Genomic DNA, 19,823 nt, shown 5'->3' with positions numbered 1-19,823 from the left:
GTGCCCTATCTCTGGCAACCGTGACCGAGATCCTGTTCTACCACATGCAGCGCCAGCCCCTGGAGGCGGTGCTGCCGAACCTCCTGGAGAAATCCCTGGAGCGGCAATGGCGCGTCGCCGTGCAGGCGACGAGCGAGGAGCGGCTCCAGGCCCTCGACGACCACCTCTGGGTGTTCTCGGACGAGAGCTTCCTGCCCCATGGCACCGACCGCGATCCCGATTGCGGCACCCAGCCGGTGGTGCTGACCCTGCGCGACGCCAACCCGAACGGCGCCTCGATCCGCTTCCTGGTCGAGGGCGCGGCCCTGCCCGACGACGCCGCCAGCTACCAGCGCATCTGCATCCTGTTCGACGGCACCGACCAGGACGCCCTGCTGCACGCCCGCGAGCAGTGGCGCGGCGCCAAGGAGGCCGGCCACAGCGTCGCCTACTGGCAGCAGGACGAGCGCGGCCGCTGGCAGAAGAAGGCGTGATGTGGGTTCCGGCCGATCGATACCGACAAGAATAGAGCACATCTCCCCCCTCCCGTGTGGGAGAGGGGCCGGGGGATCGAAGATCGCGCACGGGCCTGCGGCCCGCGTGAGGGTGGCTTGGGTTCCGCAATGATCCTGATCCGTTGAGCTGCGCAGCTCGACGCTGGGCGACCTATCTGGAACCCGAGCCACCCTGCACGATCTTCGATCGCCCCTACCCCTCTCCCACACCGTGCAGCGATCCCGGGCAAGCCCGGGATCGCCGGGAGAGGGGATCCCGCGCTTGATCTCTGAGACTGAGATCAGGCGGAAATCATAAGGGTGACCAGGGCCTCGGCCCGTGAGGAGACGTCATGACCCGCATCACGACCCGCATCCTCGCGCTCGCAGCCGCGCTGCTCCTCGGATCGGGCTCGCTGCTGGCGCAGCCCGCCCGCCAGGAGGCTCGACAAGAGGGCCGTCAGGACAACCGCCAGGAGGCGCGCCAGCCCGAGGGACGGCGCCTGCCGCCCGATGCGACGACGCAGCACAGCCTGACCCTTTCGGACGGCCGTACCCTGAACTTCACGGCGATGGCCGGCAGCCTGCCGCTCGTCGACGAAGCGGGCAAGCTTCAGGCCGAGATCGCCGTCACGGCCTTCACCCTGCCGGGCCGCGAGGCGGGCACCCGGCCCGTCACCTTCGCGGTCAATGGCGGGCCCGGCGCGGCCTCGGCCTATCTCAACCTCGCGGCGGTCGGGCCCTGGCGCCTGCCCCTCGACGGCCCGAGCATCAGCCCCTCGGCGGCACCCACGGTGGTGCCGAACGACGAGACCTGGCTCGACTTCACCGACCTCGTCTTCATCGACCCCGTCGGCACCGGCTACAGCCGCGCCGCCGGCGACGACGGAAAGCGCTACTACGCGGTCGAGAGCGACGCCGCCGTGCTGTCGGCGGTGATCGCCCGCTGGCTGCGCACCAACGACCGCCTCGCCTCGCCGAAGTTCTTCCTCGGCGAGAGCTACGGCGGTTTCCGCGGGCTGCTCGTCGCCCGCAAGCTGCAGGACGATGTCGGGGTCGGGCTGTCGGGCCTGGTGCTGCTCTCACCGGTGCTCGATTTCGGCTACCTGCAGCCGCCGCGCCACAATCCCCTCGGCGCCGTGACGCGGCTGCCCTCGCTCGCCGCCGCGGGCCTCGAGCGGCGCGGGCAGGCGCCCGATCCCGCCCGCATGGCCGAGGCGGAAGCCTATGCCACCGGCCCCTACCTCGCCGACCTCCTGCGCGGGCCCGCCGACAAGGCCGCCATCGACCGCCTCACCGAACGCGTCGCGGGCCTGACCGGGCTCGACCCCGCCCTGGTGCGCCGCCAGGCCGGCCGGGTCGCCGGATCGAGCTACCAGCGCGAGGCCGACCGGGATGCGGGCCGCGTCGCCAGCGCCTACGACACCGGCGTGACCGGGTGGGACCCGGATCCGAGCGCGGCGCAGAGCCGGTTCGAGGACCCGATCCTCACCGCCATGCAGGCGCCGCTGTCGAGCGCGATGGTCGACCTCTACGCCCGCACCCTGAACTGGCGGGTGCCGAACCTGCGCTACGAGCTCCTCAACGGTTCGGTCAATGGCGGCTGGAGCTGGGGCTCGGGCCGCTCCACGCCCGAGGTGGTGGGCGAGCTGCGCCAGGCGCTCGCCCTCGACGGGGCGCTGCGGGTGCTCGTCGCTCACGGCTACACCGACCTCGTCACCCCCTACTTCGCCTCGAAGCTGATCCTCGACCAGGTGCCGCCGTACGGCAGCGGCAAGCGCCTCTCCCTCGCGGTCTATCCCGGCGGCCACATGTTCTATTTCCGCAAAGCCTCGCGGGCGGCCTTGCGCGGGGACGCGCTCCGCCTCTACGAGACGGCCCTGGCCGCGCGGCGGAGCGGAGACGAGGGACGATGACGGACGGGGGACGATGCGGCGGACGGTGATCGCCCTGGTGGGATCAGGCCTGATGAGCGCGACCCTGGCGGCGTGCGGCGGCGGCACCGACCGCGCCGCCCCGCCGGTGACCATCGCGGCCCCGAAGCCGGCGCCGCCCGCGCCGGCCTGGGGCCCGGTCCTGGCGCCGGACGGCCGCTGCACCGGCGCGGTCCCGGCCACCGCCACGGAGATCGCCCCCGGCATCGGCGAGTGCGAGCTGGTGCGGCTCAAGGGCAAGCCGCCGACCGACGTGCTCGTCGGCGAGAGCGGGCGCGGCCAGCGCGAGGTGCAGGTGCTCTACACCGAGCCCGGCGCGAAGGAGCTGTACTTCTTCGTCAACAACCGCCTCGACCGGATCGTGAAATAGGCCGACGGGAGTCTCAGCCATCCGACCGCCGCGGCCGCCCGGCCGCGCGGCGATTTCAAAGCCACGCGCTACCTTTCCAGCGTCACGCGCGCCGCCGCGCCGGCCCGGTCCGGCGGTGGCCGGAGACCGGCAAGAGGGACCACGAGCATCATGCGTGAACCGAATGCGGTCGATTTCTGGCGCGGCTTCGCCCTGATCACGATCTTCATCAATCACATTCCCGGAAACGTCTTCCAGGACTACACCTATTCCCAGTACGGGATCTCGGACGCGGCCGAGCTGTTCGTGTTCCTGGCCGGATGGTCGATCGGCATCGCGACCCGCGGGCGCGACGGCGTCCCGGAGCCGGCGGCCCGCACGGTGCTGCGGCTCCTCTCCCGCATGGTCGAGGTCTATCGCGCCCAGCTCGTCATCACGGCGGTCGCGCTGGCGATGCTGGCCGGCGCCGCCCTCTACCTCGACAACCCGCTCCTGGTGGAGTGGCACAATGCCGGGCCGATCTTCAGCGACCCGATCCAGGCCACCGTCGGCTGGGTGACGCTGCTGCACCAGCTCGGCTTCTTCAACATCCTGCCACTCTACGTCGTGCTGCTCGGCCTCGCGCCCGCCTTCGTGCTGCTGGCGCGGGTGCATCTCGGCCTGGCGCTCGGGATCTCGGCCGCGCTCTACGCCGTCAGCCTGGTGTTCGAGATCAATATCCCGAGCTGGCCGGTCGAGGGGCACTGGTTCTTCAACCCGCTCTGCTGGCAGCTGCTGCTGGTGCTCGGTTTCGCCGCGCACGAGTGGCGGCGCAGCTCGGAGCGGTTCCTGGCCTGGCGCCGCCGGCTGATGCCGCTCGGCATCGTCATCGTCCTCGTCGGCGCGGTCCTGTCCTGGTTCAACCTGCGGCCCGATCCCCTGGCGGTGCCGGAGCCGCGCCTCCTCTTCATCTTCGACAAGTCCTACCTGTCGCCCGCCCGGCTGGTGCATTTCCTCGGCGTGATGCTCGCCTTCCAGGCGGTGTTCGGCCTCATCCAGCCCCGGGCGCGCTGGCTCACCGGCGAGCTTGCCGCACTGGGCCGCAACTCGCTCGCGGTGTTCTCGGTCGGGTCGGTCGCGAGCCTCGGTGCACAGCTGATTCGTTTCTGGACAGGAGGTGGTTTCGCGACAGACATATTCGTCGTAGGATGTGGGCTGGCCTCTCTCTCGTTCACGGCATGGTTCGTCGAATGGCGCTCTCGCTCTCCCCGTCCCTCCTCGGCGGCGTGAGCCTCGCCTTGGCAACCTGCCTCGCGCTGCCGGCCGCGGCCCAGGCGCCTCAAGCGCCGCAGGCAACCCAAGCCGCCCAGCCTGCGCGCGAGCCGGCCCATGCCGAGATCCCGGCCCTCCAGGCCACGGCCCCGAGCCCGGACGCGCCCGATCCGAGCCTCTCGCCCGAGTGCCGGGTGCCGGGCTCCAAGCTCTATACCCTGGCCAAGCTGAAGGCGGTGAAGAAGGCCCTGCGCGAGCACCGCGCCGTCCAGGTCCTGACCATCGGCTCCAATTCCGGCGGCCTCGGCACCGCCGCGACCTACCCGGTGCGCCTGGAAGACGCCCTGACCCGCTCCCTGCCCGACATCGAGGTGACGGTGGAGAGCCGCGGCGTCTCGGGCGAGATCGCCTTCGGGGCGGCCGAGCGCCTGCGCAACCAGGTCGCCGAGATCGAGCCCGACCTCGTGGTCTGGCAGGTCGGCGGCAACGACGCGCTGGCCCGGGTCGACATCGAGGGGTTCTCCCAATCGCTGGCCGAGACGGTGTCCTGGATCAAGTCGCACGGCATCGACGTGGTGCTGGTCGACCCGCAATACACCGCCAGCCTCGCCAAGGACGACTACTACCGTCAGTTCGTTCAGGCGATCCAGAAAGTCGCCGAGCGCGAGCAGGTGCCGCTGGTCCAGCGCTACGAGGCGATGCGCTACCTCGCCACGCGGGCGATCAGCGCCCTCAAGGGCGAGGCGCGGGGGGACACGGCCCAGTCCGGCGCAGGCTTCCGCCTGGCCGATCTGGGCTATCGCTGCATGGCCGAGCACGTCACCCGGGCGATCACCGTCTCGCTGCTCCAGCCCGACGTCCCGGTGACCCCGCCGCCCGGCAATTGAGGGTCGGGCTGAAGTCGTGCATGGGCCGGTCTCCGATCATCCACTGACGACATTCCGCGTTCCTTCGTTGCTTGCGATGCGAACCGCGGAAGAGCGCGCCGTCGATGGTTTGCGGCAGCGAAAAAGATAGGGCACGTCCCCCCTCTCCCATACGGAAGAGGGGATCCCGCGCCGTATTCGGGTCGGGATAGATCAAGCGGAAAGCCTGTCACCCCGCGGGATCGCCGCCGCCGCGGGACGAAGCCGAATGGGACCCGAACCATGCTGAGACCCTGCCTGATCGCCGCCGCGACCTGGATCGGCCTCCTCGCGCCCGCCCCGTCGGCCCGGGCTGGCGAGCCCCTGCGCCTCGTCCTCGCCACCGCGACGCCGGGCGGGGGCTTTCCGGCCTACGGCGCGGCACTGGCGGCGGCGATCCGCGAGGTCGATCCGGACCTCACCCTCGAGCTGCGCCCGAGCCAGGGCTCGACCGAGAACCTGGTGCTCCTGCGCGAGGGCCAGGTCGATCTCGGCCTCGTCCAGGGCGAGTACGCCTACGAGGCCTTGAGCCGGCAGGGCGAGCCGGCGGTGACCGTGGTCGCCCCGGTCTACGCGGCGCCGGGGCTGTTCGTCGTGCCGGCCGACAGCCCGGTGCGCACGATCGACGACCTGCGCGGGCGGCCGGTGGCGCTCGGCACGAAGAGCTCCGGCCTCACCGCCATGGGCCGGACCGTGTTGCGCGGCGCGGGCCTCGACCCCGAGCGCGACATCCGCCCGGTCCTCCTCGACCATGCGGGCGACGGCCCGGCGATGGTGCGCGACGGCCGCGCCGCGGCGCTCTGGGGCGGCGGCACCGGCTGGCCGGGCTTCCGCACGATGGCCGACGGCCCGGGCGGCGCCCGCTTCCTCGGCCCCTCCGCACCGGCAATCGCCGCGATCCTGGCGGCAAGCCCGTCCCTGCGGCGCATGACCGTGGCGCCGGATACCTTCCCGGGACAGTCCGCGGCGATCGAGACGGTGGGGTCCTGGAGCTTCGTCCTCGGCAAGCCCGGCCTCGACCCGGCGGCGGTCGCGCGCCTCGTCGCGGCGGTCGACCGGGCGAAGCCGGCTTTGGCCCGGCGCCTTCCCCACGAGCGGCCGAGCGACCCGCGCGACCTGGCGGAGGCGGTGCCGGCGGCCTGGCTCCATCCGGCGACTGCGGCCTTCCTGCGCGCTGCGGGCAGCCGTCCCTGACCCCGACAAGTCCGGAGCGGAACCGGTGATCGTCGTCTTCGGCTCCGTGAACGCGGACCTGATCTTTCGCCTGAAGCAGGCCCCGTCCGCCGGCCAGACGCTGCTCGCCGACGACCTCACGGTCCAGGCCGGCGGCAAGGGTGCGAACCAGGCCGTGGCGGCGGCCCGCGACGGCGCCGAGACCGTGATGGCCGGGGCGGTCGGCGCCGATGCCCTGGCCGATGTGGCGCTCGCCGGCCTGCGGCAGGCCGGCATCGACCTGACGCGGGTCCGCACGGTGCCTGGCCCGACCGGCTGCGCCTCGATCTGGACCGAGGCCGCCGGCGACAACCGCATCGCGGTCGCCCTCGGGGCCAACGCCCTCGCCCGGGGCGATCAGGTCGAGGACGCGCTCCTCGCCCGGGCGACGGCGCTCCTGCTGCAGATGGAGACCGATGTCGCCGAGACGACCGCGCTGCTGCGCCGGAGTCGCGCCTTCGGCCTGCGCACGATCCTCAACCTGGCCCCGGCCCTGCCGCTCGCGCGCGACGTCCTGCGGCTCTGCGATCTCCTCGTCGTCAACCAGGACGAGGCCGGGGCGGTGGCGGCGCGGCTCGGCTGCGGGGCCGAAGCAACGGCCCTGCGGGCGGCGCTCGGCACCGACGTCGTGCGGACGCTGGGGGAGGCCGGCTCGGAGGCGGCCAGCGCCGAGGGTGCCTGGCAGGTGCCGGCCCGGCCGGTCGTGCCGGTCGACACCACCGCGGCCGGCGACGGCTTCGTCGGCGTGCTGGCGGCGTCCCTCGACCGCGGCCTTCCCCTCCGGGCCGCCATGGAGCGCGCGAGCGCGGCCGCCGCCCTCGCCTGCACCCGCCCGGGAAGTCAGTCCAGCCTGCCCGGGCGGGCGGAGATCGACGCGGCGCTATCCGGTGCCTGAGGCCGGACGGCCCGCGGTTCCGCAGCCATGCAGACGGCAACCGTGTCGGAGGAGTGTTGCGGAGGATCGTGTCTCGCCTGCCTGCCGGCCGAGGAGGCCGCCGACTCGCGACGGGGGGCGGTCGGACCGGGAGGCGTGAAAGCCGTCGCCGCGACGGGGGCGGCGATCCGGCACGCCTTCGAGCGAGGTGGACCTCGGACGCGATCGTCAGGGATCGGTTCAGAGATCGAAGTTCGTCGGCAGCATGACGACGTCGCGGATCGTCATGCCGCGCGGGCGGGTGAGCATGAACATCACCACGTTCGCCACCTCGGCGGGCTCGAGCAGGCTGCCGGAGGCGCGGGCCTCGGCGAGCGTTTCGGGCGGCCAGTCGGCGAGAAGCGCGGTGACGACCGGGCCGGGCGAGATCGCCCCGACCCGGATCCCGTGCTTGAACACCTGCCGCCGCACGGTCTGGACGAAGCAGTTGATCGCCCATTTCGACGAGGCGTAGACCGGCTCCCACGGCGTCGGGTAATGCGCGGCGAGCGAGCTCGTCACGATGACGTCGCCGGAGCCGCGCGCGATCATGTGCGGGAGCACGTCGTGCACGTTCTTCATCACGACGTTGACGTTGAGGGTCAGCATCCGGTCGATGGCCGTAGTGTCGGCCTCGACGAGGTCGCCGCCGACATAGGTGCCGGCATTGGCGTGCAGGATGTCGAGCCGCCCGGCCGCGTCGAGGATCCGCGGCAGCAGGCCGGCGCAGGCGGCCGGGTCGAGCAGATCGAGGGGAAGCGGGATCGCCGCCTCGCCGAGGCGCCCCCGCAGGGCGTCGAGGGCGCCCGCGTCACGGTCGACCAGCGCGACCCGGGCGCCGGCCGCCAGCATCGCCTCGGCGCTGGCGAGCCCGATCCCCGAGGCCGCCCCGGTGACGGCCGCCACCTTGCCTTCCAGTTCTCCCGCCACGGCTCGTCCTCCCTGTCCGGTCGCCGGGAGCACCTTACCGCAGGGCCATCGCCTCCGTCGCCGGCTCGCCCTCGCGCGGCAGGCTCGTCTGCCAGACGGCGCCGCTGCGGCCCTTCTGGTAGCCGTCCTCGTAGAGGCGCCGCATGTAGGCGGTGTCGAATCCTTGCGAGGCCGGGACCTCGGGGATGCGCCGGTCGATATAGGTCAGGTTGAAGCCCATCCCGTTCCGGCGGGCGAAGGCGTAGGTGCTGGCGAGCGTCGCCCGGGCGCGGGAGCGCCCGACCGTCGAGAGCGAGCGGACCGCGATCGGCAGGGTGCCGTTCTGCACCACGTCGAAGCTCGGCTCGATGCGGCCGTTGATGATGACGTAGATGTTGGGCTTGCCGCGGCTCGCGGCGATGCGCCCGTCCTGGGTCAGGAAGGCCTCCGGCAGGGTGAAGACCGGGGTCACCACCGAGCCGTCGACATGCATCTCCTGGAAGGCGCGGTTGCCGGCCTGGGCGTCGATCAGCATCGGCGGGAAGACCGCCGGCACGCTGGCCGAGGCGGTCAGCACGTCGCGGAACAGGGCCGCGGCGTTGGGCTGGCCGCTCGCCGCGATGGCGCCCATGTCCCAGATCACGGCGCGCTGCGAATCGAGGTTGGTGGTGACGACGAGGAGGCGGCGGCCCTTGCGGTGCTCCTCGGCCACCGCCGCCAGCATCTCCGGGGAGACGTAGCGCCCGACGAGGTCGCGCAGGCGCTCGTCGCCGAACAGGCCGTCGCCGATCAGCACGTTGAGGGGGTTGGGCGAGCGCACCAGGCTCGCGGCGGCGCCGCTGGTGTAGATGTCGCGCAGTTGCGCGTCGTAGGCCGGGCCGAGGAACGCGAAGGGCGCGATCAGCGCGCCGGTCGAGACGCCCGAGACCATGGTGAAGGTGGGCCGCCGGCCGGTCTCGCTCCAGCCGTTGAGCACGCCGGCGCCGTAGGCCCCGTCGCCGCCGCCGCCCGAGAGGGCGAGGTAGCTGAACGGCTCGCGCGAGGCCTTCACCTGGTCGGCGACCGCCGCGAAGCTGCGGGCCGAGCCGTCGGCCCAGTAGCGCACGTCCGGGGCCTGGCCCGGCACGATGGCGGAGGCGGCCTCGGCCGCGGTGTAGGGCGCGCGCGGCAGCGACGCGCAGGCGGCGGCTTGCGCCCCGATGAGGGCGACCGCGAGGCCGCGCATCCAGACCGATCGACAGGACACGATCATTGCACCACGAGTTTCGCCACGCCACCCCGGGACAGTATCCGCCCGGGACGACGAAACGGCAACGCTTATGGCAAAGCTCGAGACGCCGAACGGTTCCGCTTTGGCCCGCTATTCCGCTGCCTTGGGCCCGCCGCTGCGGCGGCCGAAATCCGGCTCGGCGGTCTCCTGGCCCATGGCGACGATGCCGCGGCGGATCGCCCGGGTGCGGGTGAACAGGGCGTGCAGGGCCTCGCCGTCGTCCCAGCGGATCGCGCGGGCCAAAGCCGCCAGATCCTCGTTGAAGCGGCCGAGCATCTCCAGCACCGCCTCCTTGTTGGTGAGGAAGATGTCGCGCCACATCGTCGGGTCGGAGGCGGCGATGCGGGTGAAATCGCGAAAGCCGCCGGCCGAGAACTTGATCACCTCGGACTGGGTCACGGTCTCGAGGTCGGCCGCGGTACCGACGATGTTGTAGGCGATGAGGTGCGGCACGTGGCTGGTGATCGCCAGCACGAGGTCGTGGTGGGCGGGGCTCATGGTCTCGACGACCGAGCCCAGCCCCTCCCAGAAGGCGCGGACCCGCGCGACCGCGGCGGGATCGGTGCCCTCCGGCGGGGTCAGGATGCACCAGCGGCCGTGGAACAGGCTGGCGAAGCCCGCATCCGGCCCCGAATGCTCGGTGCCGGCGACCGGGTGGGCGGGCACGAAGCTGACGCCATCGGGCAGGTGCGGCGCGGCGGCCGCCACCACTGCGGCCTTGACCGAGCCGACATCGGACAGGATCGCGCCGGGCGCGAGCGCCCCTGCCATCTCCGCCGCGGCCGCCCCGATGGCGCCGACCGGCACGCACAGGATCACCAGGTCGGCCCCCGCGACGCCGGCGGCGAGGTCGGTCACGGCCTCGTCGGCGAGCCCGAGGGCCCGCACCCGCTCGATCACGCCCGCGTCGCGGTCGACCGCCACGATGGTCTCGGCGAGCCCGGCCGCCCGGGCGCCGCGGGCGATCGACGAGCCGATCAGCCCGAGGCCGACGAGCGCGAGGCGCCGGAATCGCGCCTCAGCCACGCGCGCCGCCCTTCACGAAGGCCGTGAGGGCCGCGACCACGGCCTCGTTGGCCTCCGCGGTGCCGATGGTCATGCGCAGCGCGTTCGGCAGGCCGTAGGCCCCGACCCGGCGCAGGATCATCCCGCGGGCGGTCAGGTAGGCGTCGGCATCGGCGGCCGAGCGGCCGGGCTCGTCGGGGAAGTGGATCAGCACGAAGTTGCCGACGCTCGGCGTGACGGTCAGGCCGATGCCCTCGAGCGCCGTCGTGACCTTCGGCAGCCACGCATCGTTGTGGGCCACCGCCGCTGCGATGTGGGCGTCGTCCGCCATGGCCGCGGCGCCCGCCGCGATCGCCGCGGCGCCGAGGTTGAACGGCCCGCGGATGCGGTTGACCGCGTCGGCGGTCGCGGCCGGCGCCACCATCCAGCCGATGCGGAGCGCCGCGAGCCCGTACACCTTCGAGAAGGTGCGGGTCATCACCACGTTCTCGGATTCGGCCACCAGCTCGAGGCCGGCCGCGTAGTCGTTGCGCCGGACGTACTCGGCATAGGCCGCATCGAGCACCAGGAGCGTGGTCTTGGGCAGCCCGGCATGGAGGCGCCGCACCTCGTCGAAGGGCAGGTAGGTGCCGGTCGGGTTGTTGGGGTTGGCGAGGTAGACGATGCGGGTCCTGTCCGTCACCGCTGCCAGCAGCGCGTCGACGTCCGTGGTGTGGTCGCGCTCCGGCGCCACCACCGGCGTGCCGCCCGCCGCCAGGATGGCGATGCGGTACACGAGGAAGCCGTATTGCGAGTACAGACCCTCGTCGCCCGGGCCCATATAGGCGTAGGTCAGGAGCGACAGCAGCTCGTCCGAGCCGGCGCCGCAGACGATGCGCTCCGGGTCGAGGCCGTATTTCTGCGCGATGGCCTGGCGCAGCTTCGTCGCGGCACCGTCCGGATAGAGCTCGAGATGCGACGCCGTCTCCTGCATCGCCGCGATGGCGGCCGGGCTCGGACCCATCGGGGTCTCGTTGGAGGAGAGCTTGTGCAGCTTCACCCCGGCCGGCGCCGCGCTCTTGCCCGGCACGTAGGCCTCGATCGCGAGGACACCGGGGCGCGGGACGGGGCGGAGGGCGGCGGACATGGGCGAACCTGGGATCGACGTCGGAACAACGTCACGCCGTCTAGAGCAAGTCGGGCCCCGGGGGAACGGCGTAAGATGCGCGGGCGGGTGCGACGGGATGCAGGGGAGCGTTGCGCCGGGCGAGGCAGGGGCCCTGCCTCGCGGCGGCAGTCTGACGTGGAGCGCGATTTCCCCTCTCCCGTGTGGACGATCACAGGGACGCCCACCCCCACGCGGGATCGTCGATCCCCAGGAACCGGCCGATGGCCGTGTCCGAGGCGGTCGGTTCTCGGACCGTCTCGGCGCCGACCTTGCCCATGATCCAGAGCGTATGCCGCGTCGAGAGGGCCGTCTGAACCTTGCCGAGCCAGGTCTTCAGTCTGTCTTCCGACTCACCGTCGCCGCCCTGGTGGCTCGAGGTGCCGAGGAAGGGGCCAAGGTTGTCGATGACCAGGACTTGAGCCCGATCCCGGGGCCAGTACCCGATGTTGGCGGGTCCGGGCAGCGGCGGGGTGAGCTCGGAGTCGGCGACGGCGGCCCGTTCGAGGAGTTCGTCGAAGTTCAGGTAGCGGACGCTGACACCCTTGCATGCGAACTCCGTTGCGATCCCGCAGGCCATTGACGTCAGTCCGGATCTGAAGGACGGGAAGGCCGGGACCGTCGCCCTGGCCGACAACTGCTTCGACGTCGAGAAGAAGGTGGTCGGCCGCTCCGGCAAGACAGAGACCTGCCGATCGCAAGAGTGCGACTGAGCCCCCCGGCGGTGCCGGTGCAGAGCCGGGAGGGACCTATGCCCATCGTCACGGCCCAGGCGCTCGACGCTGATCCGGGGGCTGTGGCGTTCCTGCGCGAGGTCCTGGGCGAGGTTTCCCCGCCGAGCGGGCGTGAGATCGCTTCAAAGTTGAGCCGGTCAACTCCGGCAGTTGCAAAAAGTAAGCTGGGCCGAAAGCCGGTCCAGATACTGTGGAACTGTATCGGTAGCTGCAGGTTAATCGCCGAACAGCCCACTCCAGCGTAGGGCTGATTGGAGGTGCCATTGCCGCTGGTTCAGATGCGCCCCGCTCATCACCTTGTTCTCGCCCTCACCTCAGGCGGTCTGCTTCTCGGCACTCTCAGCCCGTTGCACGCCAACGACGATAATGCTCTGGGTGGCTTCTTCCAGCAGCTGTTCTCAGCGCCCCCGTCACCGGCCCCGCAATCCTCCCCTCCTCCCGCCGTGCAGGACCCGGTCCCCAGAGCCGGGTACGCTCCCCGCCGGGCGTGGCGACAGTTCGGACGTCACCATCTCTCACGCGAGGTGCCGGAGAGGGCCGTGCGAGCGAGACCGAAAATCCGGTACGTGGCTCTGCCGAAACCCGAGAAGGTCAGGGCTGTGGTTGCAGACAAGCCGAAGCTGGCCGACAGCAAGGCTGCGATGCTGGCCAAGGCAGGAGATCCTGGCTCGGCCCTGCTGCACGATGCGACCTTGCGCAAGGGCGACATCGTCATCCTGGCGGATGGACCCAAGGTGTTCACCGGCAAGGCCGCAGAGCAGCATCGCACCAGCGAGTTCGAGGACGCGAGCCGCTCGTCGGCGCTCGACCGCAAGACGCGCCAGCTTCTGGCCGCGATGGTGCGGCCTGTCGGAGCAATGCCCGCCGACGAGGCGCGCAAGTACCTGGCGAAGCTCAGGTCCCATCCAGCTCCCGCGAACTCCGGTGCTCAGGCGAGCACCTCTTTGATTCGCGTCGTGTATTCGGCGGGCCAGCCTGAGGTAAACACTCCGAAGAAGCCGTAGCTGTAATCTTCCGGATGTTTCACGCGAGAGTTGCGGGCCGGACAGTTGTTGTGCAGCTGAAGCGCTGCTCATGGTGGCTCTGTGGTATTACAGGCGCGCGAGGCTCACCTTGGCCAATCCGGATACGCCGATCGCGCGAGCCGCAGCGTTGGACAGGTCGATGACCCGGCCGCCCACATAGAGTCCGCGATCGTTGATGCGCACGACGACGGAGCGGCCGTTGGTGTTGTTGGTCACCCGCACCTGCGTGCCGAACGGCAGATTGCGGTGAGCGGCGGTCAGCGCATGCGTGCTGAAGCGCTCGCCGTTGGCGGTCTTCCGACCATGGAAGCCGGGCCCGTACCAGGAGGCCACCCCGGCCTGCTGGCGCAGGTTGCTCTTGGCCGCCGCTCCGGAGATCGCGGCAACAGTCATGAGGGCGCAGGCGGCCAGCAGAGCCTTCGAGGACATTCCGCATTCCTGTTGTCGTGATTGGCTGCGTGTAATCTACCTGCAAGTACGTTCACAATATGACTGGCGAGAATGAGGCTAATTCCTGGCAACGGAGATCGCGCTTGGTCTGGGAAGGCGCGGGGATTCGTGCTCTCTCACGCAGCATCTCGGCCATGAGATCAAAATTAACGACAAAGATCGGTATGATGATGCGGGCGAGGGCGGCAGCGTCAAGCGGGGTACGGGGCTCGCATGTCGTCGAGCACATGCCGGAGGCTGATCGCGTCCGGCAGCATGGGAGGCGGCCGACCTGCCTCCAGGTGGTTCAAGCGGGGCTGGGAGGAAGGCAGGCACGGCGCTCTGCCGGCATGCTGGCGAGGATCCGCTCAGCATGCCCGGAGCAGGCTCCAGAGGTCACGGACCGCTCAGGAGCGCACGCGCACCTGATCCCTGACCCGCTCGAAACGAGCACGGCTGAGCACACGACGGCTCAGGAGATCCTCGGTGGACTGGTACGGCCGGCCCCGGATGATCGCCCGTCCGATCGCACCACCGCCGCGCAGCCGATTCAGCTCCGAGAGCGAAGCCGTGTTCAGATCAACGCCTCTGCTCGTGCTCACCCCCGGCTCGGGCGAGATCAAAGCCGCCGTCCCGACCGGATCAGCGGGGCGGCTCCCGCCAGCAGGCGGATTCACCGGAGCAGAGGGCGCGGCGACGTTCAGCGCCGCCGGCGGGCTCGGTGCCCGGGCTGAGCGGCTGGCCGTGGCGCGCAGCCCGCCGGCGAGGGCCTGCATGTCCGGAGGAGCAGAGGGCGTGGTGGTGCTCGGCGCAGCGTGCGCGCTCGCAAAAGCCTGCGGGGCGGAGCGGGCGGGCTGCAGAGCAGGCAGCGCTGGTGATGTCGCGTAAGCCTCGCTCAGCTCCAGCCGGCTGAGGGTCACGGCAACCAGTCCCGCGCCACCCGCGAGCACCAGGAGCGCGAACAGGCGCAGAGCGTGGACAAGTCTCAGCATGGTGCCAGCCCAACGACGCATGGGGAGCAGCAAAGGTCTGCCCGCGTCGCGACAGCCCTCGGGAGCGAGGCGGGAGGGCTCAGGCGGCGAGATTGCCGTGCGTGAGCACGCCGAGGATCAGCAGGGTTGTCGATCCAGCAAAACCGAGCCTGGCGCGCAGCCGCTGCGGCCCGTGCGAGGCAGCCGGCATGGAAGCCGAGACTGAGGTGACGAGGGTGGGCATGGCGGCTCAGCGGGTGATCGGGCCGGGGTAGACGACGCGCACGGCGCGCCGGGTCTCGCCGGGGCCGGTCGCCCCGGGATCAGTCTGGGGGGCAACCTGGATCGTGGTCACGACAGCATGAGCAGCCGGCGAGGAGTTGGCAGGCTCGGGTGCAAGGGTGAGGCTGGCCAGGAGCGCGGTCAGGCTACCCACTGCGCCCAGCAGGCCCAGTTCGATGGCGGAGGGCCTGGAACCAGAGACGGTACGAGTGGTGCGGACCATGATGGCCTCCCCAGGCCGTTTTGTTAGTACTCAATCTGCTAGATGACCAATACTTAGTTCTCAATATGTCGTGACGGCCTAGGCCATGCTGCCTAGCTCTGGGCGGGATCGCTCCTGCCCGGCACCCGCTTAGGAAAGGCCAGCCTTGTAGCTTGCCTCCTAACTGTTACGGCGCTAATCAACCACAGCGTTATGTTGTCATCACAGTTCAACCCCGTGAATCTTCTCATGAGCGCCCCTGACGATCCCCTGCGGCTTGACCGCCAGCTCTGCTTCGCCGTGTACGCCGCTGCCCACGCCTTCTCGGCCGCCTACAAGCCCCTGCTGGAGCCCTTCGGCCTGAGCTATCCGCAGTACCTGGTGCTGCTGGCCTTGTGGGAGCGGGACGGACTGAGCGTGAAGGAGATCGGAGCACGGCTGGAGCTGGACTCCGGCACGCTGACACCCCTGCTGAAGCGGCTGGAGGCGTCGGGCTACCTGACCCGGGAGCGCGTGCCTGGCAACGAGCGCCAGTTGCAGGTGGGATTGACGGAGGCGGGGCGGAGCTTGCGCGAGCGGATCGGATCGGTGCGGGCGCAGATCGTGTGCGCGCTGGGCGACTGCGAGGAGCCGATCCAGGATCTCAGGCAGGCATTGCGCCGCATCACCCCGCTCCTGCGCAACCTGTCCACCGACACGGAGGCAGCTGGGTAAGGCAACCCCGACGAACGCTGACGTTCGGACCGGGGGAGGCCAAACGCGGGTGGCAGCACCCGCCACGCGCCCGCATGGAGCACGGCCTGCGCTGAGAGGGACCTTAGTTCACGGTTAGACCTTCCCGAGCACGCTGCTCGACCTGCTGGCGCGCCCAATCCAGTGCCTCAGCCGGCGAGGCGAAGCTTGAGTTGAGGGTGGGAGCCCGGCAGGGCCCGAACCCGGCCTCCAGGAACCAGCGCTCCCAGAGCTCGGGGTCGAGGTGCTCATCACGCTCGATCCGGACGATGACCGCGACGAGCTGGTTATTCACGAGGATGAGGCAGCCCTGCTGGTCAAGGCCGGCAGTGTTTACCAGGAGGGGCTCGCACCGTGAGGTGTGTCGCATGGTCGGGTGCCTGCCGCTTGAAATGCCAGAACCCTCATATAGCGATCAAACATTTTGCCTACTAACATTTAGTATGATCGCCGATGCTGGATGCGTGGGCCTCTGGACGTCCGCACGGGCATGCCGCTGCGAACATGCCGGAGGCGCATGATCGGTCCGGATGGACCCTAAAACCTCCACGAAAGAGGGCGGTCCGATCCGAGATGCTGCCCGTGCGGACCCGAGAGGACCGGTCCGATGAGCCGGGATCCCGTGGACCCAGGCGCAACCCGGGGCGAAAACGCCGCCTCTCCGCAACGGCCGTATCCCGATCGATGGGCCGGAAACAATCCTCCATGTTGAGATATAATTCATTAAATCATGGAAATAAAACTGCAAGTTGCGTGATTTCTATCAGAAACACAATATCAATATATGGAAACTTCACCTTACGTTAGACATGATGCGAGTACAATTTCTGGACAAGATAATCGAAATGAATTGTATCACGTGAGAATGGGGGTAGACCTGTCGATCCGGGCCGTGCGACCGTCGAGAGGTGGCGTACAAAGCAGCCACGACAAGTCGGAGGACGCGCACGACAGCCGGGTCGCCGCCCTCATCATCGTCGCGGCGCTATTCCGTCGTCCCATCGATGGGCGCAGCATCGTGCACGAGGCGGGGAAGCCGGGCCGATCGCTCACGCTCGATGACCTCGTGCTCGCAGCCCGGCGCCATCAGTTCCGGGCGCGGGCGGCGCGCACCACGCTCGAACGGCTCGCCGTCACGCCGCTGCCGGCGATCGGGCGGGATCGCGCCGGGCTGTTCTTCGTCCTGGCCCACCGTCAGCCGCTTCGTCCAACGGGGGTTGGAACTGATCGGCGCGCCCCACGACCCGCGGCGGCGGCTGGAGCGTGCGCAGGGGCTCGCGGCCTATCTGAGCGAGAAAGGCCCAGTCCTGAAGGACGGCAGCACGTTCGGCATCTCCGAGACCGAGCGCATGCCGGTGCGGCTTCTCACGTCGCAGCGCTTTCCCGGCCTGCCGGTGATCTCGGGGTCTTTCTTCCCCCGCAGCCCGTAGAAACCGGGCTGCCGCTTGTCCCGGAAACATCCGAGCCACCGAAGCAAGGGAGCGGTCATGACACGCGACGTTGAGACTGATGGAGCGGCGGCGAGCGAAAGCCGGGCCCCGGCTGGCCGCCGCGGGAAGCCGCCACGTCCTCGGCAAAGGACGTTCTATTCCGTCGCATACAGAGGCCGAGCGACCGCACGCGGCATGAGGTTTCTCAATAAAGCAGAGGTGTTCGCGAACGGCCCTCCGCTCACCTTTCAGCCGCCGGGATTTTTCGAGCGCGGCTTCGTGTCCTATCCGGTGACTCCGCGCTTTCACCTGAGCAAGCGCTTCGGCCGCTGGCCAGCCGACATCGAGGAGGACGGCCCCTATTGGCTGGTCACGGATCGGGCCAAGGAAGTCCTTTCGCAGCTTGCCCCTTCCGACTTCGCCTTCATGGCCTTGGACGTCGAGGTGGATCCCGGCGAGAATCCGGTCAAGTACTGGCTCTGCGACATCATCAGAATGACCGATGCCGTCGATCTCGAAAGATCGCAAGCAAGGGTACACAAAGATAGAAGTGGAAAGGACATCATCGAGATGACTTCAGCGACGCAGCTAGCGTTCAAAGAAAATCTGCTCGAAGGCTATCGAGTATTTCGATTGCTGGCGAATTTTACAGCGATCATCTGCGACAAAATCTTCAAGGATACGGTGAAGGCTGCGCGTCTCACCGGCCTGAGGTTCAAGGATCTGACGCTCTGCCAGGATGGCAAGCTGTGACCCGCTGATCTATCGCTGCTCTGCCGTCCTGAATAGTCGAGTGAGGAAGAAGATTGCCTGCCATGATGACGCGGACAGCGTACTGCTGAGCAAAAATCAAACTGGACCTTGCGATAGAAAAAATAGTATCTGTCAGGCATGTGCCATGTTATTATGGTTTTTGCTAACTCTATGTTGAAGTTAAATCATTAATTTTAAATTAAATTTGTGATTTGATTCGGGATAAAGAAGCCGAAGAGACAAAATTTATAATCTACCTCTTGAATCAGCGATTTCTCACAAGGCTCAGCTCCGTTCACATATTAGCCTGCTGTTGGGGCGCGAATTTCGTGTCAATCGAAGCAGGGCTTCTTTCCGCTTTCTGCATTATAATCCAAAACCGCAGTCATCAACAATACTTGAGACGAATACAAGTTTCGACTGATCGCTTCAGCGTGAGCTTTTGTGACAGGACACCCCGCGAAACGGCTAAGATGAACGAATAAGGCGGAAACCGTATAAGCATCGACAGAATATTTCTTCAATTGACTAAAAATATAGAATGGATTTTTGGCCCAAATATTGTGATGATCGGCCCCCACGAGGTGGTCCAAGTTCAAAGTTAGTGCAGTGTCGGCATTTGCTCCACGGGTAGCTTGGCCGGCGGAGCCGGTCGGGTGAGCGCAGCCGGCCAAGCGGGCACGCCTGGCACGAACACCTCCGGGGCCGGGGGTCGGTAGCCCAGCGCGCCGTGCGGGCGCACCCCATTGTAGTGCCGTCGCCAGCTCTCGATAATGATCTGTGCCTCCTTCAGCGTGTAGAAGATCTCGCCGTTCAAGAGTTCGTCTCGCAGCCGTGCGTTGAAGCTCTCCACGTACCCGTTCTCCCACGGTGAGCCAGGTTCGATGTAGACAGTCCGGCTGCCGATCGACCCAATCCAGGCCTGTACAGATTTGGCGATGAACTTCGGACCATTGTACGAGCGGATGTGCTCCGGCACGCCGCGCACGATGAACAGCTCGCCGAGCACGTCGATCACATCGGCAGCCTTCAGCTTGCGAGCCACACGGATCGCCAGGCATTCGCGGGTGAACTCGTCCACGACGTTCAGCATGCGGAACTTACGGCCATCATGCGTGCGCGCCTCGACGAAGTCGTAGGCCCAGACGTGGTTGCGGTGCTCAGGTCGCAGCCGAAGACAGGACCCGTCCCCGTCCCAGAGCCGTCCGCGTTTGGGCTGCTTGGCTGGAACCTTCAGCCCTTCGCGCCGCCAGATCCGCTCGACCCGCTTGTCGTTGACCAGCCAGCCGGCAGCCTTCAGCAGTGCCCCGATCTTCCGGTAGCCGTAGCGCCCGTAGCGACGCGCCAGCTCGATCAGATCAGCGGTCAGCGCCGCCTCGTCATCCCTGCCCCGCGGCACCTTGCGCTGCGTCGATCCTTCGACAGGCTCAGGATGAGGGATGCTGGCCAAGCGCCCGGCAGGCGCGGCGCTCGGAGACGTGCAGGACGTCTCGGACATGCTCGATGCAGGCGCGCCGGCGCGCGGGGCTTAGAACTTTCCCCGGGCGGCCTCCTGCAGGATCAGCTTGTCGAGCGTGAGATCCGCGATCGCCTTGCGCAGCCGCTGGTTCTCGGTCTCCAGCTCCTTCATCCGGCGCACCTGGTCGGACTTCAGCCCACCGAACTCGTTGCGCCAACGATAGTAGGTGACCTCGGTCACCCCGATACCCCGGATCGCATCAGCCACGCTCTGCCCCTGCGAGACCAGCACGTCCACCTGCCGCAGCTCGGCCACGACCTCTTCCGGCTTGTGCTTCTTCGTTCCCATCGCGTCCGTCCTCCGTCGGCTCAAAGCCATACTTCAGGGCGGACCACTCCGACGGGGGCTGACCAGTGACAAGACGTGGTGTCGCGGAGTCCG

The 19,823-nt window shown here is 68.8% G+C and carries 20 protein-coding genes and 2 pseudogenes; 12 read left to right on the top strand and 10 right to left on the bottom strand.

What is annotated here, in order from left to right; genetic code table 11:
* Positions 1 to 20 precede the first annotated feature (20 nt).
* From EU555_RS05290 to EU555_RS05260, 7 genes are all read left to right on the top strand, one after another.
* Entirely contained in the window at positions 21 to 473 is a 453-nt protein-coding gene (locus EU555_RS05290; protein WP_135413627.1) for a DNA polymerase III subunit chi, read from the top strand.
* A 353-nt stretch (positions 474 to 826) separates the two neighbouring features.
* Positions 827 to 2,389 (top strand): S10 family peptidase, encoded by a 1,563-nt coding sequence (locus EU555_RS05285; RefSeq protein ID WP_135413626.1) that lies wholly within the window; start codon positions 827 to 829, stop codon positions 2,387 to 2,389.
* 52 nt (positions 2,390 to 2,441) lie between these two features.
* Positions 2,442 to 2,777: a hypothetical protein gene (locus EU555_RS05280; RefSeq protein WP_245524154.1), complete on the top strand. Its 336-nt coding sequence runs from the start codon at positions 2,442 to 2,444 to the stop codon at positions 2,775 to 2,777.
* Positions 2,778 to 2,927: 150 nt separating this feature from the next.
* Positions 2,928 to 4,025 carry an OpgC family protein gene (locus EU555_RS05275; protein WP_135413624.1) on the top strand — a complete coding sequence of 366 codons (1,098 nt, stop codon included), beginning with the start codon at positions 2,928 to 2,930 and terminating at the stop codon, positions 4,023 to 4,025.
* Positions 3,986 to 4,894 (top strand): SGNH/GDSL hydrolase family protein, encoded by a 909-nt coding sequence (locus EU555_RS05270; RefSeq protein WP_135413623.1) that lies wholly within the window; start codon positions 3,986 to 3,988, stop codon positions 4,892 to 4,894. Before EU555_RS05275 ends, EU555_RS05270 begins: the two co-directional genes overlap by 40 nt.
* A gap of 261 nt (positions 4,895 to 5,155) precedes the next feature.
* Positions 5,156 to 6,106, top strand: coding sequence for a TAXI family TRAP transporter solute-binding subunit (locus EU555_RS05265; protein WP_135413622.1), 951 nt, complete (start codon positions 5,156 to 5,158; stop codon positions 6,104 to 6,106).
* A 25-nt stretch (positions 6,107 to 6,131) separates the two neighbouring features.
* Positions 6,132 to 7,019, top strand: a complete 888-nt coding sequence (locus EU555_RS05260) for a ribokinase (RefSeq protein WP_135413621.1) — start codon at positions 6,132 to 6,134, stop codon at positions 7,017 to 7,019.
* Positions 7,020 to 7,238: 219 nt separating this feature from the next.
* Here the strand turns inward: EU555_RS05260 and EU555_RS05255 are convergent, their stop codons facing one another.
* The 5 genes from EU555_RS05255 to EU555_RS05235 all read right to left on the bottom strand — a co-directional run bounded on the left by EU555_RS05255 (position 7,239) and on the right by EU555_RS05235 (position 12,044).
* Positions 7,239 to 7,967 (bottom strand): SDR family oxidoreductase, encoded by a 729-nt coding sequence (locus tag EU555_RS05255; protein ID WP_135413620.1) that lies wholly within the window; start codon positions 7,965 to 7,967, stop codon positions 7,239 to 7,241.
* A 34-nt stretch (positions 7,968 to 8,001) separates the two neighbouring features.
* Positions 8,002 to 9,171, bottom strand: coding sequence for a patatin-like phospholipase family protein (locus tag EU555_RS05250; protein WP_342636464.1), 1,170 nt, complete (start codon positions 9,169 to 9,171; stop codon positions 8,002 to 8,004).
* 135 nt (positions 9,172 to 9,306) lie between these two features.
* Positions 9,307 to 10,242 (bottom strand): prephenate/arogenate dehydrogenase family protein, encoded by a 936-nt coding sequence (locus tag EU555_RS05245; protein ID WP_135413619.1) that lies wholly within the window; start codon positions 10,240 to 10,242, stop codon positions 9,307 to 9,309.
* Complete coding sequence (gene hisC, locus EU555_RS05240) at positions 10,235 to 11,347, bottom strand: histidinol-phosphate transaminase (RefSeq protein WP_135413618.1); 1,113 nt, start codon at positions 11,345 to 11,347, stop codon at positions 10,235 to 10,237. The genes EU555_RS05245 and hisC overlap by 8 nt, the downstream gene beginning before the upstream one ends.
* Positions 11,348 to 11,537: 190 nt before the next feature.
* The gene (locus EU555_RS05235) at positions 11,538 to 12,044 is read right to left on the bottom strand and encodes a hypothetical protein (protein ID WP_135413617.1); all 507 of its coding nucleotides are present in this window, start codon (positions 12,042 to 12,044) and stop codon (positions 11,538 to 11,540) included.
* A gap of 621 nt (positions 12,045 to 12,665) precedes the next feature.
* Here EU555_RS05235 and EU555_RS36860 point away from each other — a divergent pair.
* Positions 12,666 to 13,103: a hypothetical protein gene (locus EU555_RS36860; protein WP_245524153.1), complete on the top strand. Its 438-nt coding sequence runs from the start codon at positions 12,666 to 12,668 to the stop codon at positions 13,101 to 13,103.
* Between the two features lie 87 nt (positions 13,104 to 13,190).
* On the opposite strand, the gene EU555_RS05225 is transcribed toward EU555_RS36860, so the two are convergent.
* From EU555_RS05225 to EU555_RS05215, 4 genes are all read right to left on the bottom strand, one after another.
* On the bottom strand, positions 13,191 to 13,553 hold the full coding sequence (locus EU555_RS05225; RefSeq protein ID WP_135413616.1) for a septal ring lytic transglycosylase RlpA family protein: 363 nt from the start codon (positions 13,551 to 13,553) through the stop codon (positions 13,191 to 13,193).
* Positions 13,554 to 13,960: 407 nt separating this feature from the next.
* Complete coding sequence (locus EU555_RS05220; RefSeq protein WP_135413615.1) at positions 13,961 to 14,545, bottom strand: helix-hairpin-helix domain-containing protein; 585 nt, start codon at positions 14,543 to 14,545, stop codon at positions 13,961 to 13,963.
* A 79-nt stretch (positions 14,546 to 14,624) separates the two neighbouring features.
* Positions 14,625 to 14,768, bottom strand: a complete 144-nt coding sequence (locus tag EU555_RS36030; protein WP_167858443.1) for a hypothetical protein — start codon at positions 14,766 to 14,768, stop codon at positions 14,625 to 14,627.
* A gap of 6 nt (positions 14,769 to 14,774) precedes the next feature.
* Positions 14,775 to 15,029 carry a hypothetical protein gene (locus EU555_RS05215; RefSeq protein ID WP_135413614.1) on the bottom strand — a complete coding sequence of 85 codons (255 nt, stop codon included), beginning with the start codon at positions 15,027 to 15,029 and terminating at the stop codon, positions 14,775 to 14,777.
* Between the two features lie 228 nt (positions 15,030 to 15,257).
* Between EU555_RS05215 and EU555_RS05210 the strand changes: the two genes are divergently transcribed.
* The 4 genes and pseudogenes from EU555_RS05210 (at position 15,258) to EU555_RS05195 (ending at position 17,923) form a co-directional block, all read left to right on the top strand.
* Complete coding sequence (locus EU555_RS05210) at positions 15,258 to 15,722, top strand: MarR family winged helix-turn-helix transcriptional regulator (protein WP_135413613.1); 465 nt, start codon at positions 15,258 to 15,260, stop codon at positions 15,720 to 15,722.
* A gap of 802 nt (positions 15,723 to 16,524) precedes the next feature.
* Positions 16,525 to 16,872, top strand: a pseudogene (locus EU555_RS37680) (cysteine peptidase family C39 domain-containing protein); the annotation flags it as partial.
* The gene (locus EU555_RS37810; protein ID WP_483466643.1) at positions 16,799 to 17,170 is read left to right on the top strand and encodes a DUF4261 domain-containing protein; all 372 of its coding nucleotides are present in this window, start codon (positions 16,799 to 16,801) and stop codon (positions 17,168 to 17,170) included. The pseudogene EU555_RS37680 and the gene EU555_RS37810, both read left to right, overlap by 74 nt.
* Before the next feature lie 57 nt (positions 17,171 to 17,227).
* Positions 17,228 to 17,923, top strand: a complete 696-nt coding sequence (locus EU555_RS05195; protein WP_135413611.1) for an imm11 family protein — start codon at positions 17,228 to 17,230, stop codon at positions 17,921 to 17,923.
* Positions 17,924 to 18,524: 601 nt separating this feature from the next.
* Here the strand turns inward: EU555_RS05195 and EU555_RS05190 are convergent.
* Positions 18,525 to 19,730 (bottom strand): annotated as a pseudogene (locus tag EU555_RS05190) (IS3 family transposase).
* Positions 19,731 to 19,823: the final 93 nt, after the last annotated feature.

Origin of the sequence: Methylobacterium nonmethylotrophicum (assembly GCF_004745635.1) — a bacterium.
Taxonomy (GTDB): domain Bacteria; phylum Pseudomonadota; class Alphaproteobacteria; order Rhizobiales; family Beijerinckiaceae; genus Methylobacterium; species Methylobacterium nonmethylotrophicum.
Note: the sequence above shows the minus strand (reverse complement) of the source record. Positions and strands in the feature narration are given on the sequence as shown.